The sequence below is a fragment of the Stenotrophomonas sp. GD04024 genome, assembly GCF_029837545.1.
In the GTDB taxonomy this organism is placed as follows: domain Bacteria; phylum Pseudomonadota; class Gammaproteobacteria; order Xanthomonadales; family Xanthomonadaceae; genus Stenotrophomonas; species Stenotrophomonas forensis.
The window spans coordinates 47,794-62,262 of the sequence record NZ_JAOEDV010000007.1; the positions used below are offsets into that span (position 1 = coordinate 47,794).

11 protein-coding genes and 1 pseudogene are annotated in these 14,469 nt (G+C 66.8%); 4 read left to right on the forward strand and 8 right to left on the reverse strand.

What is annotated here, in order from left to right:
- Positions 1-306 precede the first annotated feature (306 nt).
- Positions 307-2,412 (reverse strand): phosphoglycerol transferase I, encoded by a 2,106-nt coding sequence (locus N7590_RS03830; RefSeq protein WP_279935172.1) that lies wholly within the window; start codon positions 2,410-2,412, stop codon positions 307-309.
- Between the two features lie 244 nt (positions 2,413-2,656).
- A pseudogene (locus N7590_RS03835) lies at positions 2,657-4,312 on the reverse strand (AarF/UbiB family protein); the annotation flags it as partial.
- Positions 4,313-4,510: 198 nt separating this feature from the next.
- On the opposite strand from N7590_RS03835, the gene N7590_RS03840 reads away from it, so the two are divergent.
- Positions 4,511-5,437, forward strand: a complete 927-nt coding sequence (locus N7590_RS03840) for a DUF808 domain-containing protein (protein ID WP_006474503.1) — start codon at positions 4,511-4,513, stop codon at positions 5,435-5,437.
- Positions 5,438-5,542: 105 nt separating this feature from the next.
- On the opposite strand, the gene N7590_RS03845 is transcribed toward N7590_RS03840, so the two are convergent.
- Positions 5,543-7,081: a GGDEF domain-containing protein gene (locus N7590_RS03845; RefSeq protein WP_164241301.1), complete on the reverse strand. Its 1,539-nt coding sequence runs from the start codon at positions 7,079-7,081 to the stop codon at positions 5,543-5,545.
- A gap of 105 nt (positions 7,082-7,186) precedes the next feature.
- Between N7590_RS03845 and N7590_RS03850 the strand changes: the two genes are divergently transcribed.
- The 3 genes from N7590_RS03850 (at position 7,187) to N7590_RS03860 (ending at position 9,145) form a co-directional block, all read left to right on the forward strand.
- A complete protein-coding gene (locus N7590_RS03850) occupies positions 7,187-7,822 on the forward strand; it encodes an NAD-dependent dehydratase (protein WP_164241300.1) in 636 nt (211 codons plus the stop codon).
- The gene (locus tag N7590_RS03855; protein WP_164241299.1) at positions 7,822-8,529 is read left to right on the forward strand and encodes a YafY family protein; all 708 of its coding nucleotides are present in this window, start codon (positions 7,822-7,824) and stop codon (positions 8,527-8,529) included. Before N7590_RS03850 ends, N7590_RS03855 begins: the two co-directional genes overlap by 1 nt.
- Before the next feature lie 229 nt (positions 8,530-8,758).
- On the forward strand, positions 8,759-9,145 hold the full coding sequence (locus tag N7590_RS03860) for a VOC family protein (protein ID WP_164241298.1): 387 nt from the start codon (positions 8,759-8,761) through the stop codon (positions 9,143-9,145).
- 30 nt (positions 9,146-9,175) lie between these two features.
- Here N7590_RS03860 and N7590_RS03865 read toward each other — a convergent pair whose 3' ends face one another.
- The 5 genes from N7590_RS03865 to pdhA all read right to left on the reverse strand — a co-directional run bounded on the left by N7590_RS03865 (position 9,176) and on the right by pdhA (position 14,301).
- Positions 9,176-10,165, reverse strand: a complete 990-nt coding sequence (locus tag N7590_RS03865; RefSeq protein WP_279935174.1) for a hypothetical protein — start codon at positions 10,163-10,165, stop codon at positions 9,176-9,178.
- A gap of 253 nt (positions 10,166-10,418) precedes the next feature.
- Positions 10,419-11,807 carry a dihydrolipoamide acetyltransferase family protein gene (locus tag N7590_RS03870; RefSeq protein WP_164241297.1) on the reverse strand — a complete coding sequence of 463 codons (1,389 nt, stop codon included), beginning with the start codon at positions 11,805-11,807 and terminating at the stop codon, positions 10,419-10,421.
- Positions 11,804-12,157, reverse strand: a complete 354-nt coding sequence (locus tag N7590_RS03875; RefSeq protein WP_053451012.1) for an SH3 domain-containing protein — start codon at positions 12,155-12,157, stop codon at positions 11,804-11,806. Before N7590_RS03875 ends, N7590_RS03870 begins: the two co-directional genes overlap by 4 nt.
- A 1-nt stretch (position 12,158) precedes the next feature.
- Positions 12,159-13,226, reverse strand: a complete 1,068-nt coding sequence (locus N7590_RS03880) for an alpha-ketoacid dehydrogenase subunit beta (RefSeq protein ID WP_006474353.1) — start codon at positions 13,224-13,226, stop codon at positions 12,159-12,161.
- Positions 13,219-14,301 carry a pyruvate dehydrogenase (acetyl-transferring) E1 component subunit alpha gene (gene pdhA / locus N7590_RS03885; protein ID WP_164241296.1) on the reverse strand — a complete coding sequence of 361 codons (1,083 nt, stop codon included), beginning with the start codon at positions 14,299-14,301 and terminating at the stop codon, positions 13,219-13,221. The genes N7590_RS03880 and pdhA overlap by 8 nt, the downstream gene beginning before the upstream one ends.
- Positions 14,302-14,469: the final 168 nt, after the last annotated feature.

Consider the following 14,469-nt stretch of genomic DNA (forward strand, 5'->3'; position numbering starts at 1 on the left):
CGAAATCGAATATTTCGAATTGAAACCGAAAAACATCCACGCATGGCGTGGATCTACCGTGTCGACCAAGGTCGACACCTACCAACAGCTAGCGGAATCTCTCAGAGGTGGGGCGGTGTCGGAGTGCGGGGTGTCAGCCGCATGGATGCGGCTGCCAAGCCTACAAGGACGTACTTGCGGCGTCCCCGCACTCCGACACCGCCCCGCCATCCCACGGAATGCCCGCTGTTGCTGTTGCTTCTGAGGTTGCCGGCCAGCGGCCGGCACTACCACGGGTGCAGGGCCGCAGGCCCTGCAAAGAAACCCCTACCCCCGCGGGCGGCTGCGCGAGGGCACCAGTGCGAACGTATCCACCGCCAGCTTCTCGGCATGGTTCAACCACGCACGGATCTCCAGATCATCCACTTCGTGGTCCAGCCCGAAGGACACGTTGATCTTGCCGTTGGCATCAGGCTGTACCCACTGCTGCGCCAATACCACCTTGCGCTGCGAGGACACCGCCTCGATCCAGAAGCCGCGATCCGGGCGCGTGCTTGCCACCAGCTGCAGCATGTACTGGCCGGCGCGGGTACGGCGCCCCTTCTGGGTGATCATGTGTGCCTGGCGCACGCTCGGGCGCGGGCCCTGGAAGGCGTCCAGCGGTGCATCCACCGGGATGCCGCCGCGCAGGTCATTGTCGCGGTAGAGCTTGATGCCGTTGTCGCGGTTGACCAGCAGGGCACACCAGTCGCCGTCGGCCGAGCCGTCCTCGAACGCGGTGCAGCGATCCACGTAGGCCAGGGTGTTGTCCGGGTTCGCGTCATCGAACTGGCGCGAGGTGTTTTCCAGGTACACCGACTTCAGGCCCCAGTCCTTGTCGTACTCCAGCAGCACCGGCGGCTGCACGTGCTGCAGGCCGACCACCACCTGGTCATCGCCATCGATCTTCAGTTCGCGGGTCGGTTCGCCCAGCCACAGTGAACGCGCGAAGGCGAGGTACTGCGGATAGTCGCGGCCTCCCTCGCGGCGTGCGGCCACGCTGGCACTCGGTGTGCGCTTTTCATCCAGCAGCGAACGGCCGAAGCCCATGGTCTGCAGCTTCGGGTCAAGCAGGCTGAGCAGGGTCGCGCCGGAATCGAGCGTCGAACCGTCCTCCACCGCCAGCTGGCGCGGTGCCACGCCGTCGCCGAGGAACAGCAGCAGGTTCTCGCGCTTCTGCTGGGTCAGGATGTGGGTCAGATCGTTGGGCATCGCCAGGTGGTCGGAGGCGATCACGATCAGCGTGTCCTTGCCGTACGGGCTGGCCTGGATGCGCTGCACCAGCTGCGAGATCAGCCGGTCGCTGCACTTGAGCGCGTTGAGCATGTTGATGTTGCCGTACTGGCTCTGGTAGCGCTCGCCCTTGCACGACACCGGCAGGTGGCCGGCGGGATGATGGGTGTCCATCGTAAGCGTGGTCAGCATGAACGGTGAGCCCGCACGCGAGAGCTGTTCGAAGCGCTGGTAGGCGGTGTCCAGCAGCACGTCGTCGTGCACGCCCCAGGCCGAGTAATGGATGCGGCCGATTTTCTTCTGCTGCTTGAACCACGACAGGTCGTGCACTTCATCGAAGCCGTGGCTGGCCAGGAACTGGCCCTTGCCGGCGAACTGGCCGTTGGCGCCGCCCAGGTAATGATTGGTGTAGCCCTGCTGCTTCAGGTAGTCGCCCAGGCACACGGCCTTGGGCAGGAAGCTGCCCATGCGGTCCATGCTGTTCTCGTCGCCCTGCGAGGTGGTCAGCGGCACGCCGCACATCGACGACACCAGGCCGGCAATGGTCCAGCCGCTGCCTTCGGCCGAGGCCAGCCCACGCACGTCCAGCGACTCGGACGCCAGGCGATTGAGGTTGGGCATCAGGCCCGGGAACACGTTCTCGTCCAGGTAGGTGCGCTCCAGGCTTTCGCCGTAGATCCAGACGATGTTGCGCGGGCGCTGCAATGGCTGCGTCGGCACCTGGTATTCGGGTGCGATACGGGCGAAATCGACCGGGCGCAGCTGCTGGTACAGGCGCTGGCCGTCGCGCGCCAGCGGGCTGATCATGATCGTGGCCACCCACACCGCCGCGAAGCCTGCAAACCAGGCAGCACCATGGCCGGGCCGGCGCCAGCGCTTCACCCGCGTGGCAAACAGCGGCAGCAGCGAGACCAGCGCCAGCACGATGAAACCGGCGATGTAGCCCTTGAAGTCGGCGACGCCGGCGCCTTCCATGTCGGCGCCCAGGTGGTACAGGGTGGCGGCATTGAGCCCATCACCGGACAGCTTGTCGATTAACCACCACGCACTGAGTGCAAGCAGCAGCAGCGAGAACGCACCGGCCTTCCACCACACCCACCTGTCGGACGCGAGGAACAACCAGCACAGCAGCAACAACGACAGCAGCAGTATCCAGAGCATAGGCAGCTTCGGCAGTGACGGGGTGGTGGTGATGGACGTCGTACCGACGCGTGTCCATCCGACCGGCGCTGCCACAAGCACATCCACATGACAGGCCGATGACCCGATAGTGCATGCACGAACCTGACTGAAATGTTTGTTGAAATGACGCGCGCGCAATCACGCCCGGAAGGTAAAACGAGCGTGAAAGGCTTCGTTGGATTGCATTAAAAACCGCATGAATACGGCGGTTTCAGTGGATGCGCTAACGGTGGCCGCGTTCCTCGCGTGCCCGCGCGCGACGATCGAACAGCAGTGCGCTGGTCACGATGCCCAGTCCGAGCACCACGCCGATCAACAGCAGGATCAGCGCGATGAGCGGGTAGCCGAACAGATGCCAGCCGGTGTCGATCTTCATCATCATCGCTGCGGCCATGATCAATGCGGCGCTGATGATGCCGGCCGCCACGCGGTTGGCGATCTTCTGCAGGTTCTCCATCAACCGTGACTCTTCCAGGCCGGTCACCTTCATCTGCAGGCGGTTCTCGGCCAGCAGCGCCATGATGTCCGACAGCTTGCGTGGCCCATCGCGCAACAGCTGCTGCAGCTCCATTGCTTCGCTGGCGATGTTGGCGGCCGACAGCGATTTCTTCAGGCGCGCGCGCATCACGTGCTGCAGCTGGCGCTCGACGATGCGGCGCGTATCCAGGTCCGGCGCCAGCAGCCGGCACACCGTTTCCAGGTTGAGCAGCGCCTTGCCCAGCAGGCTCAGCTCCGGTGGCGTGCGCAGGCCGCAGGCTGTGGCGATGCGCACCATGTCCAGCACCACGCGGCCCTCGGAGAAGCTGCCGCTGGCGGCGTAGCGCGCAATCAACTGGCCGGTCTCGCGCAGGTAGCGCTCCTCGTCGAACGCCTCCAGCCGGGTGCTGATGCTGATCAGGTCGTCGGCCACTTCTTCGCCGCGGCCATCCACGGCGGCGAACAGGATCTTCAGCAGCCGCTCGCGCAGGCGCGGCGGCATGTGCGCGACCATGCCCAGGTCGAAGATCGCCAGCCGCCCGTCGGGCATCACCCGCAGGTTGCCCGGGTGCGGATCGGCATGGATCTCGCCGTGCACGAAGATCTGGTCCAGGTAGCCACGGATCAGCGCCGCGGCCAGCGGGTCCATCGATTGCTCGGTGCGGCGCACATCGGGAATCGCGTCCACGCGCACGCCGGTAGCCAGTTCCATGGTCAGCACGCGCTGGCTGCTGTAATCCCACAGCGGTTGCGGAATCCACAGCCGGCGGAATGGCTTGAGATGGCGACCAAACCGGGCCAGGTTCTCGGCCTCGGCGTGGTAGTCCAGCTCCTGCATCAGGGTCTTGGCGAACTCGTTGAGCCAGTCGCGCAGGCGCACGCGGCGACCCACCTGGGTCAGGTGGTCGGCGGCCAGCGCGAAGCTGCGCAGCGCCTCCAGGTCCGAGCGCAGCTGCGCGGCCACCTCGGGCTTCTGTACCTTCACCGCCACCTGCCGGCCATCGTGCAGCACCGCGCGGTGCACCTGCGCGATCGACGCGCAGCCCAGTGGCTCGGCGTCGAACGAAGCGAACAGCTTGTTCACCGGCGCACCCAGTTCCTGCTCGACGATGGCATGGATGCGCTCGACCGGGATCTCGGCCACCTTTTCCTGCATGCGCTCCAGCGCGGTGGCGAATTCCACCGGCACCATGTCCGGGCGGGTGGACAGCATCTGGCCCAGTTTGACGAAGGTCGGTCCCAGGGCTTCCAGGTCGCTGACGAACTGTTCCGGGTTGCCGTCGGCGGGGACGTCGGCTTGGTGGCTGGCGGCGTCCAGGTTCATGCCCGAGAACACCCCCGAATGGCGGTAGCGCATCAGCAGGCGCAGGATCTGGCTGCGCCGGTTCATGCCCTTGACCAGCGGGGGATTGCCATTGGCGGTGGGCGGATTGCTCAAGCGACACTCCCATGCGACAAAGTTGGTAGTGCCGGCCGCTGGCCGGCAATGTCCGGATTCCGCAGTGTCGCCGGGGGGCGGTAGGCACGCGGTGAATCCGACCGCTTCCGCAGCGGCCCCGGTATCGGTCAGAATCCGCTCATTCCCTCACTTGGATGCCCCATGGCCGGTGCCAGCCTGTTCGCCCTGCTCGACGATATCGCCTCCCTGCTGGACGATGTCTCGGTGCTGACCAAGGTCGCGGCGAAGAAAACCGCCGGCGTACTGGGCGACGACCTGGCGCTGAACGCGCAGCAGGTGACCGGGGTCAACGCCAACCGCGAGCTGCCGGTGGTGTGGGCGGTAGCCAAGGGCTCGCTGGTCAACAAGGTGATCCTGGTGCCGGCCGCGCTGGCGATCAGTGCACTGGAGGCGTGGTTGCACAGCCGTGGCTGGAATGTGCCGCTGATCGTGCCGTTGATGATGATCGGTGGCGCCTTCCTGTGCTTTGAAGGCGTGGAGAAACTGGCACACCGCTTCCTGCACTCATCCGATGACGACGCCGAGCGCCAGGCCGAGCGGCGCAAGGCGCTGGCCGACGCACAGGTGGACATGGTGGCGTGGGAGAAGGACAAGGTGAAGGGCGCGATCCGCACCGACTTCATCCTCTCGGCCGAGATCATCGTGTTGACCCTGGGCGTGGTGGCCACCGCGACCTTCACCAACCAGCTGCTGACGCTGGCGGTGGTCGCACTGGCAATGACGATCTTCGTCTACGGACTGGTGGCGGGCATCGTCAAGCTCGATGACGTGGGCCTGTACCTGTCGCGCAAGGGCGGCGCAATTGCGGCGTTCGGTCGCGGCCTGGTCGCCTCTGCACCGTGGCTGATGAAGTTCCTGTCGGTGGCTGGCACCATCGCCATGTTCCTGGTCGGCGGCGGCATCCTGGTGCACAACGTGCCGGCACTGCATCACGCGGTGCAGGCACTTGGCGGCGAGGGCCAGTGGGGCTGGCTGGTCAGTGCGGTCGGCAACATGGTGGTCGGCATCATCGCCGGTGCCATCGTGCTGGCTGCGGTGAGCGGCTTCCAGAAGCTGCGCGGGAAATAAGCGGCGACGGATTCCCCGATAGGGGCCGACCTTGGTCGACGCTTTGTTTCCCGCACGTGCCAACCAAGGTTGGCACCCACCGAAGCGGTTCACGGGCGCCGGGCGCTATCCCGCCTGCACCCGGTTCTTGCCCTGCCGCTTGGCCGCATACAACGCATCATCGGCGCGCCGCAGCAGCGCTTCGGCGTCGTCGCCGGGCTGCCATTGGGCCAACCCCGCACTGAAATGCACCGGCACGCGCCGGTCCTGCACCGTCAGCACGCGGTGCGCCAGCGAACGCTGCAGGCGCTGCACGGTGGCCATGCTGTCGGCGCCCTGGGTTTCCGGCAGCACCAGCACGAACTCGTCTCCGCCCAGCCGAGCGATGCCATCGGTGGCGCGCAGCAGCAGCTTGCATACGGACACCAGGTGCTGCAGCAGCGCATCGCCACCGGCATGGCCATGCGCGTCGTTGGTCTGGTGGAAGTCGTCCAGATCGATCACTGCCACGCCCAGCGGCGAGTTGTTGCGCGCAGCACGCGCCAGCTCGCGTTGCAGCAGTTCTTCCAGCCCGCGGCGGTTCAATGCCTGGGTCAGTGGATCGATGCGGGCAAGGTCACCGGCCGCGCGCAGTTCCTGCTCCAGCTGGGCGATGCGTTGTTCGGCAAGTTCCACTTCCTGACGCGCATTGGCCAGGTGGTCGCGCGCCTGCGCCGCTTGCTGCTGCACCTTGCCGGTGTCGCGCATCACGTCCTGCAGCAGCTGGTTGAGGTCGGCGATGCTGCGCGCTTCGCGCAGCTGCAACGCGTAGCTGCCGATGCGATCGTGGTACTCGCCGGTGCTGGCAGCCATGCCATCCATGCGCTCGATGAACTCGCCCATCAGCCCGCGCATCGCTGCCTTTGAATCGTCGATGCCCTGGCGCAGCAGGCCCTGCTTGTAGATCACTTCGCGCAGCTCGGCGCGGGTGCGCTCGACGGCTTCGGCCTCCAGCGGCCCGTCCAGCAGCTGGCGCACCGCAGCGATCTGGCCCTGCAGCCAGCTGCGGTCGTCCAGCAGTTCGCTCACGTTCTCCAGCAGCAGCGCGAACAGCTCCAGCAGCAGCGCCTGCTGCTCCTGCCAGCTCTCGGCGCGCACGCCGACCTGGTGGCCGAGTTCGCGCACGCCCTGTTCGATCGGCTCCAGTGCGGTGCCCGGCTGCCACTGGCGCAGGCGCATGGCCAGCGCCTGCGCCTGTTCGCGCAGGTCCGGGTCGTGCTGCAGCAGCGCCACCACCGCGCCGCCCAGCAGCAGCCGCAGCTGCTCGGACAAGCGCAGGCTTTCGGGCTGCCCATCCGGTGAATGCTGCTCGATGGTGCGGATGTACTTGTCGATCAACTGCCGCATCGCGCGCCCGTAGCGCGGCCAATCGGCACTGGCCTGCGCCGATTGCAGGCGGTCGCCCATGTCACCGAGTTCGCCGGGCAGGGTGGCCATGCCGTTGGCGAACGCGGCCAGCAGCGGTTCCGGCGCATCGGCGCCGGCAAACAGCTGCTGCAGGGCCACGCCACCGCCGCCCTGCAGCACCACGCGGTCACCCAGCCCGTCATCCACCACCGCGCGCACGCGTGCCGGCGGCCCAAGGGCAGTACCGGGGGCGGGGCGGTGGTCGGGCTGGTCCGTCATGGAGCAAATCCTGGGGCTGGCAGGGACTGGTTCCAGCATATCGGCGCGGCCGCCGACGGCTTGAACGGCTAGGATGGGCGACAGGATGCCGCAGTGGAGGTAGTGATGCGCGTGATGCTGCTGGGGGCGACCGGCCTGGTCGGCGGGCTGGCCCTGCCGATGCTGCTGGACGACCCGCGCTGCCGCGCCGTGGTGGCCCCTTCCCGGCGGGCGCTGACCCTGGCCCACCCGAAGCTGTACGCCCCGCTGCTGCAGTTCGACGCCCTGCCGGAGGCGCCCGACTGGGCGCAGGTGGATGCGGTGATCTGCGCGCTGGGCAGCACGATGGCCCAGGCGGGCAGCCGTGAGGCCTTCCATCGCATCGACCATGACTACCCGCTCGCGTTTGCGCAGCTGGCACGCGGCCAGGGTGCGCGCGCCTTCGTACTGAATTCGGCAGCGGGGGCCAACGCGGGCTCCGCGATCTTCTACAACCGTGTGAAGGGGGAACTGGAGCGCGACCTGCGCGCGCTCGGGTTTGCTTCGCTCACCCTGGTGCGGCCCGGCCTGATTGGCGGGCAGCGGCAGCAGGTGCGCCGTGGCGAGCGCTTCGCCCTGCGGGTGCTGGGCGTGTTGGGGCCGGTGTTGCCGCGGGCGTGGCGGATCAATCCGGCCGAACGGATTGCCAGGGCGCTGGTGGATGCCGCCCTGGCGCCGCCGCCGGGCGAGCATGTGGTGGCATCCAGCGCACTGGTCGGCTGATGTCGCGTGCGCTGCGCCTGACCCAGCTGTTGCAGCTGCTGCGCCGCCATCGGCGGCCGGTGGCCGGGCAGACGTTGGCCGACGCGCTGGGCATCAGCCTGCGCACGCTGTACCGCGATATCGAGACCCTGCGCGAGCAGGGTGCCGACCTGCGCGGGGAAGCCGGCATCGGCTACCAGCTGGCGCCGAGCGATACCCTGCCGCCGATTACCCTGCCACCGGCCGAGATCGACGCGCTGGTGCTGGGCCTGCGCTGGGTCGCGGCCCGTACCGAACCCGCGTTGGCCGAGGCTGCACGCGATGCCCTGGCGCGCATCGCGCATGTATTGCCTGCAGCACGGCGCGAGGCATTGCGTGACAGTGGCCTGCGCGTTGGCCCTTCGCGAACGACGGCCAAGGTGCCCGCCGCGCGCCTGCAGGCCGTGCGCGAGGCGGTCAGTGCGCAGCAGCGCCTCAGGTTCGGTTACGAGGATGCGCATGGCCAGCGCAGCGAACGCATCGTCTGGCCGTTCGCGCTGGCTTACTTCGATGAAGTGCCGATGCTGGCGGCCTGGTGCGAGAGCCGCGAGGACTTCCGCCATTTCCGCCTGGACCGCATCCGCCAGGTGCGCGCGCTGGAGGACCGCTACCTCGTGCCGCGCGCCACCCTGCTGCGGCGCTGGCAGAAGGCGCAGGGCATCACCCCGGACTGGCTGGACCGTTCGTAGCGTCGAGCTTGCTCGACTGCTTCTGTGCTTCGGGGGAGGGCGGCCTTCGCTCTTCGCTCCTGGTAGGGGTCGAGCTTGCTCGACCGCCCTTGATCTTCGCGAACAGCAGTCGAGCAAGCTCGACATCTACCAGGGCAAGGGCAACAGCCGTCGAGCACGCTAGACGCTGCTGACAGAATCTGTCAGCAGGCCGGTACCACCATGAAGCCTCCCAACAACGGAGCTTCCCATGTTCACGCCCAGCACCCTGCTGCAGTACGTGCGCGATGTCGCCGCCAGCGCCTCCTTCTACAGTGGCATTCTCGGCAAACCGCCGGTCGAGCAGTCGCCCGGCTTCGCCCTGTTCCTGCTCGGCGATGGCGCCGCACTGGGGCTGTGGCAGCGCGATGACGTGCAGCCCCCCGTGTCTGCGCAGGCCGGTGCCGCCGAACTGGCGATGGTGGTGGACAACCCGGAGGCTGTGCAGCAGATGCACGATGCATGGCGCGCGCTCGGCGTGCGGATTCTGCAGGCACCGGTGACATTGGAGTTCGGCCACACTTTTGTCGGAGCAGACCCGGATGGCCACCGTCTGCGTGTGTACAGCCGCGCCGAGGGGTTGGTCGCACGCGATTGATTCAGGGAGGGAGCCGGTGCTGGCCGGCTCCTAGATCTGCCCTTGCTTCTGCGCTGCTTCGATGACGATTGAAAATGTCTCGTCGTCTTCCGAATCCCACTCAATGGCCAGCTGGGCCAGCTCTCCGACCACATCGCGGCCGGGATTGCACCGCCTGAGTTCCTTGATGAACTGCCGTATCTGACGGGGCGTCAGTTCACAACCTGGATAATCAAACAGATTGAGCGCGGCATCTGAAGCACGGTCCAGCAGTTCAGGCGCGAGGATGGAGTAGGCTTTGATGTAGCGGGAGAACGGGATATCCGACAGGAAGTTGTCCGTTGCAGTCATGATCGACGCATCATGTGGTGGGTCGCGAACAAATTCCCTCATGACTGCCAGGACGACTTCTACTGACGGCGGTTTCGTCAGGGGCCTGTAGAAGTGGTCGGCGTATGCCCAGCAGCCTTCTTGGGTGACCGCAGCATCCGATAGCGTTGCCAGCGTTGAGATCCAGGCATCAGCGTCCAGTGGCGTAGCCGGTTCGGCGTCTCCTTGTTGATCGGCATTGGGGATGACCGCCCGGACGAGGGGTTCACCGTTGCGCCATGACTGTAAACGTGAATCGATAATCGCGTACACCTGCTCCTGCTTGTCCCACATGGCTTCCGGCGAGGGCATGGCGTCTTGAGGGAACAACGAGAAGAAGTCCGACAAGTAGGGGGCGGCCATGCAGAAGTAGCGAACGGTGAATTCCAACAATTCCGGGTCGAACGCAGCGCCGGGGATTTCGTCCTGGAAGGCAGCTTCGATACATGCCAAGGCATCTGCCGGCGAGGGAGCGGCTGCCACCGTAGAGCCGACCGATGCGTCAAGGAACGCGCGATTTCGGGCGAGCCAGCGCAGGAAGATGATGCTGAGGACCCAGTTCGTGTCCGAGGGGTCCCCATCCCTCGTCAACCGTAAGAAGAAGGGAGAGGCGCGGAAAATATCATCGCCCGCCTTCAGGAATTCTTCGAGTGTGGGCGGTGTCTCGAACATGGGGATTCGACTTTCAAAGAGAGGCCCAATGCTATCGAGCTGCTCTTGGGAATCCATGCAACTATTCTCAAATTGCTCCCTTGCGCTTTCCACCGACCATCGGATAGCCCGCGGATGGGGCGCGACGAAGCAGGCACAAAAAAAAGCCGGGCAATGCCCGGCGTCTTTTCCAGTTCATGTGCCAGCCAACGGTTGGCACCCACCAGTCAGTTTCAAGTGCCAACCAACGGTTGGCACCCACCGACCAGCTGAATCAGCTGGCCAGCGCCAGGTCGTCCATCATCGCGCGCAGGAAGCGGGCAGCTTCACCACCGGTCGCCGCGCGGTGGTCGAAGGTGACCGACAGCGGGATCACCTTGTGCGCTTCCACGCCGCCCATCACCGGGGTCATCTGGTGGCGGGCACGGCCGGCACCGACGATGGCCACGCACGGCGGCACCACGACCGGGGTCGCGTAGCGGCCGGCGAACATGCCGAAGTTGGACAGCGAGATGGTGTAGCCGCTCAGTTCCGAGGCGGCGATCGAGCGCGATTCCACCTGCTCGCGCAGGCGGTTCACGCCTTCGCGGATGCCGCGTGCATCAAGCATGTCGGCATTGCGCAGGGCCGGCACGAACAGGCCGTCGTCGGTGTCCACGGCAATGCCGATGTCCACCTGCGCGTGCAGGGTGCGGGTCAGCGCTTCACCGTCGAACCAGGCGTTCATCGCCGGCACCTTCTGCGCGGCCACCACGATCGAGCGCACCAGGCGCGCGGTGACGTCGTTGCCCGGCAGCCAGGCGTGGATGTCGGCGTCGTCGTTCAGCGTGGTCGGCACGACCTTGCTGTGCGCATCGGCCATCACGCGGGCCATGTTGCGGCGCACGCCCTTCAGCGGTTCCGGCTGGCCCTTGGCAACTACGCCCGGCGGCTGGGTGCGTATCGGCTTGCCGGCGGCGGACAGCGCGGTGCGCGCTTCGCTCTGCACCGGCGCCGACACCTGTGCCGGGGCCGGCGCGGCATAGGCAGCCGCGGCAACCGGTGCCGGGGCGGCGCCGAGCTTGGCGCTGCCATCTGCGGCCGCCTGCTTGACGTCGGCCATGGTCACCGCGCCATCGGCGCCGGTGGCACGCACGCGGGACAGGTCCACGCCCAGCTTGCGCGCGGTGGCACGCACGGCCGGAACGGCCTTGACGCCACCGACGGCCAGCGCCTGCTCGGCGTGCACGGCGTTGGAGCTCTGCATCGCACCGACCACGGTACCGGCGTCATCACGCTCGGCGGCGGCGGGCTTGGCGGCTTCGGTGGCCACCGGTGCGGCAGCCGCCGGCAGCGGCGGCGGCGTCGGTGCGGCGGCAGGCGCGGCGTGGCCGTGGCTGTGGCCGGTGTCCTGGCCATCGGCACGCTGCGGCAGGTTCGGGTCCAGCTCGAAGCTGGCCAGCACCGAACCGGTCGGGATGATGTCGCCGGCGGCGCCGGACAGCTTCAGCACCTTGCCGGAGAACGGCGAGGGCACTTCGACGACGGCCTTGGCGGTCTCCATCGAGACCAGCGGCTCGTCCAGCTTGATCACATCGCCTTCCTTGACGAACCACTCGACGATGGTGGCGTCCGGCAGGCCTTCGCCCAGGTCGGGCAGGTTGAAGTTCTTGGTCTGGCTCATGTGCAGTTCTCTTCCAGCAGTTCCAGTTCGCGGGCCGGCAGCCAGCCCGTCGCGCCATTGGCGCGCTCGGACCACCACCACCCACCGTGTTCGTGATGAAGCTTCACCATCTCGCCGCTTTCCACATCCAGCTCGCGGGCGTCGTAGTCGCACAGCGCTTCGGCGCGACCCTCGTCCAGCAGCTGCAGCCACGCGACGGGCGCCCATCCAGCGCGCCCATCGTTGGTGCGTACCCAGGCAAACGCCGGCCATTCCTCGTCACGAACACCTACTTCGACGATCTGGCCGGTGTGGAACCGGAGCGGGTTGGGATACTGGCTGCGGTAAGCCCCCAGAAGGCGGGCCCGCATGTCAGCCGGCCGCCACCGCGCGCTTGGCCGCAGCCACGATCCGCTCAACGCTCGGCAGGTACTTCATTTCCAGGCGGAACAGCGGAATGTGGGTGTCGTAGCCAGTGACGCGCTCGACCGGAGCCAGCAGGTCGTAGATCGATTCCTCGGCCAGGCGCGCGGCGATCTCGGCGCCGAAGCCCGCGGTCTTCGGGGCCTCCTGCACGATCACGCAGCGGCCGGTCTTGGCCACCGACTCGGCGATGGTGGCGAAGTCCAGCGGACGCAGCGTGGCCACGTCGATCACTTCGGCACTGATGCCTTCGCCGGCCAGCTTGTCGGCCGCTTCCAGCGCCTCCTTCACCTGCGCGCCCCAGGTCACCAGGGTCACGTCGGTGCCGTCGCGCAGCACGAAGCAGACGTCCAGCGGCAAGGCCTCGCCGTCGTTGACGACCACTTCCTTGTACTGGCGGTAGATGCGCTTGGGCTCCATGTAGATCACCGGATCCGGTTCGCGGATCGCGGCCAGCAGCAGGCCATAGGCGCGCTGCGGCGACGACGGCAGCACCACGCGCAGGCCCGGCACGTTGGTGAAGATGGCCTCGTTGGCTTCGCTGTGGTGTTCCGGCGCACGGATGCCGCCGCCCCACGGCACGCGCAGCACCATCGGGCAGTGCAGGCGGCCACGGGTGCGGTAACGCAGGCGGGCGGCGTGGCAGACGATATGGTCGACCATCGGGTACATGAAACCGTCGAACTGGGCTTCGGCCACCGGCTTCATGCCCTGTGCGGCCAGGCCGATGGTCAGGCCGGCGATGGTGGTTTCATCCAGCGGGGTGTCGAGGATGCGCTCGGAGCCGAAGCGCTGCTGCAGGCCGGCGGTGGCACGGAACACGCCGCCGTTGACGCCCACGTCCTCGCCCAGCACCAGCACCGACGGGTCGTGTTCCAGCTCCCAGGCCAGCGCCTGGGTGATGGCTTCGATCAGGGTGATGGGGGTGGTGGTCATGCTCTGTTCTCCGCGCGCGACGGCGGCGCTGTCGGCGGCGTTGGTGTGCGCGCCGGGCGCGCCGTTCTTGATCTCATCCATGGCGCTGCTCCAGGGCGATCGCCTGCGCACGCTGGGCCAGCAGGTCCTGCGGCGGATCGGCGTAGAGGAAATCGAACATCGCCTCGACCGGCTGCACCGGCGTGTTGAGGTACAGGTTCACTTCCTCGTCCACGCGCGTACCGCACTCGGCGACCCAGGCGGTTTCTTCTTCCTCGCTCCAGACGCCGGCGTTGATCAGGTACTTGCGCAGGCGCAGCATCGGCTCGCGCTGCCAGGCATCCTTCACCTCGGCATCGTCGCGGTAGCGGCGCGCGTCATCGGCGGTGGTGTGGTCGGACAGGCGATAGGTCATCAGTTCCAGCACGGTGCCACCGTCGCCGGCCAGCGCACGTTCGCGCGCCTGCTCCATGGCCGCCAGCACTGCAATCAGGTCGTTGCCGTCCACCTGCAGGCAATGCAGGCCGCCGGCCAGGCCCTTTTGCGCCAGCGTCTCGGCACCGGTCTGGGCCGAACGCGGGACCGAGATGGCCCAGCCGTTGTTGACGATGCACAGGATCAGCGGCAGCTTGTAGGCGCCGGCCGAATTCAGTGCCGCGTAGAAGTCGGTCTTGGAACTGCCGCCGTCGCCGCACACGGCCACCGCGATCTGCGGTTCCTTGTTGAGCTTGAACTTCAGCGCGGCACCGGCAGCGTGCAGGCACTGGGTGGAGATCGGCACGCAGAACGGGAAGTCCTTGGCCGCGTTGCCGCCGTAGTCGTTGCCGCGCTCGTCGCCGCCCCAGTACATCAGCACGTCGTGCGGACGCACGCCACGCATGAACATCGCGCCATACTCGCGGTACGAAGGCGCGAACACGTCGTCCTTCTGCATCGCGGCACCGATGCCCACGTGCGCGGCTTCATGGCCCAGGCAGGCGGCGTAGGTGCCGAGCTTGCCGGTGCGCTGCAGCGCGATGGATTTGCTGTCGAACGTACGTACGAACAGCATCTGCTTGAACAGCGGTACCAGGACCTTGGGGTCGCGCAGCGACGCGGGCAGGTCATCGCGGACGAGCTTGCCGTCCACGTCCAGGTACTGCAGGTATTCGATCTTGAATTCAGCGGCAACCGTCATTGCGTACTGCACCTTCGACAGAGAAGTTACAAATGATATGAATCGCCATGTTAAGGAACGCGTACGGAATAGCCTTCCTGCGCCGCAACACGGCGATGCCCTGTTTTACCCCTGCCGGCGGGTGGGGGGCCAATAACAACAACGTATTCAGTCGTTGCTGCAAAGCAT

Bases quoted from the DNA above. Each gene is read 5' to 3' on its own strand.
- N7590_RS03845 (WP_164241301.1), bottom strand. From the start codon at position 7,081: ATGACGGACCAGCCCGACCACCGCCCCGCCCCCGGTACTGCCCTTGGG.
- N7590_RS03830 (WP_279935172.1), bottom strand. From the start codon at position 2,412: ATGCTCTGGATACTGCTGCTGTCGTTGTTGCTGCTGTGCTGGTTGTTC.
- pdhA (WP_164241296.1), bottom strand. From the start codon at position 14,301: ATGACGGTTGCCGCTGAATTCAAGATCGAATACCTGCAGTACCTGGAC.
- N7590_RS03855 (WP_164241299.1), top strand. From the start codon at position 7,822: ATGTCGCGTGCGCTGCGCCTGACCCAGCTGTTGCAGCTGCTGCGCCGC.
- N7590_RS03870 (WP_164241297.1), bottom strand. From the start codon at position 11,807: ATGAGCCAGACCAAGAACTTCAACCTGCCCGACCTGGGCGAAGGCCTG.
- N7590_RS03850 (WP_164241300.1), top strand. From the start codon at position 7,187: ATGCGCGTGATGCTGCTGGGGGCGACCGGCCTGGTCGGCGGGCTGGCC.
- N7590_RS03865 (WP_279935174.1), bottom strand. From the start codon at position 10,165: ATGTTCGAGACACCGCCCACACTCGAAGAATTCCTGAAGGCGGGCGAT.
- N7590_RS03860 (WP_164241298.1), top strand. From the start codon at position 8,759: ATGTTCACGCCCAGCACCCTGCTGCAGTACGTGCGCGATGTCGCCGCC.
- N7590_RS03880 (WP_006474353.1), bottom strand. From the start codon at position 13,226: ATGGATGAGATCAAGAACGGCGCGCCCGGCGCGCACACCAACGCCGCC.
- N7590_RS03840 (WP_006474503.1), top strand. From the start codon at position 4,511: ATGGCCGGTGCCAGCCTGTTCGCCCTGCTCGACGATATCGCCTCCCTG.
- N7590_RS03875 (WP_053451012.1), bottom strand. From the start codon at position 12,157: ATGCGGGCCCGCCTTCTGGGGGCTTACCGCAGCCAGTATCCCAACCCG.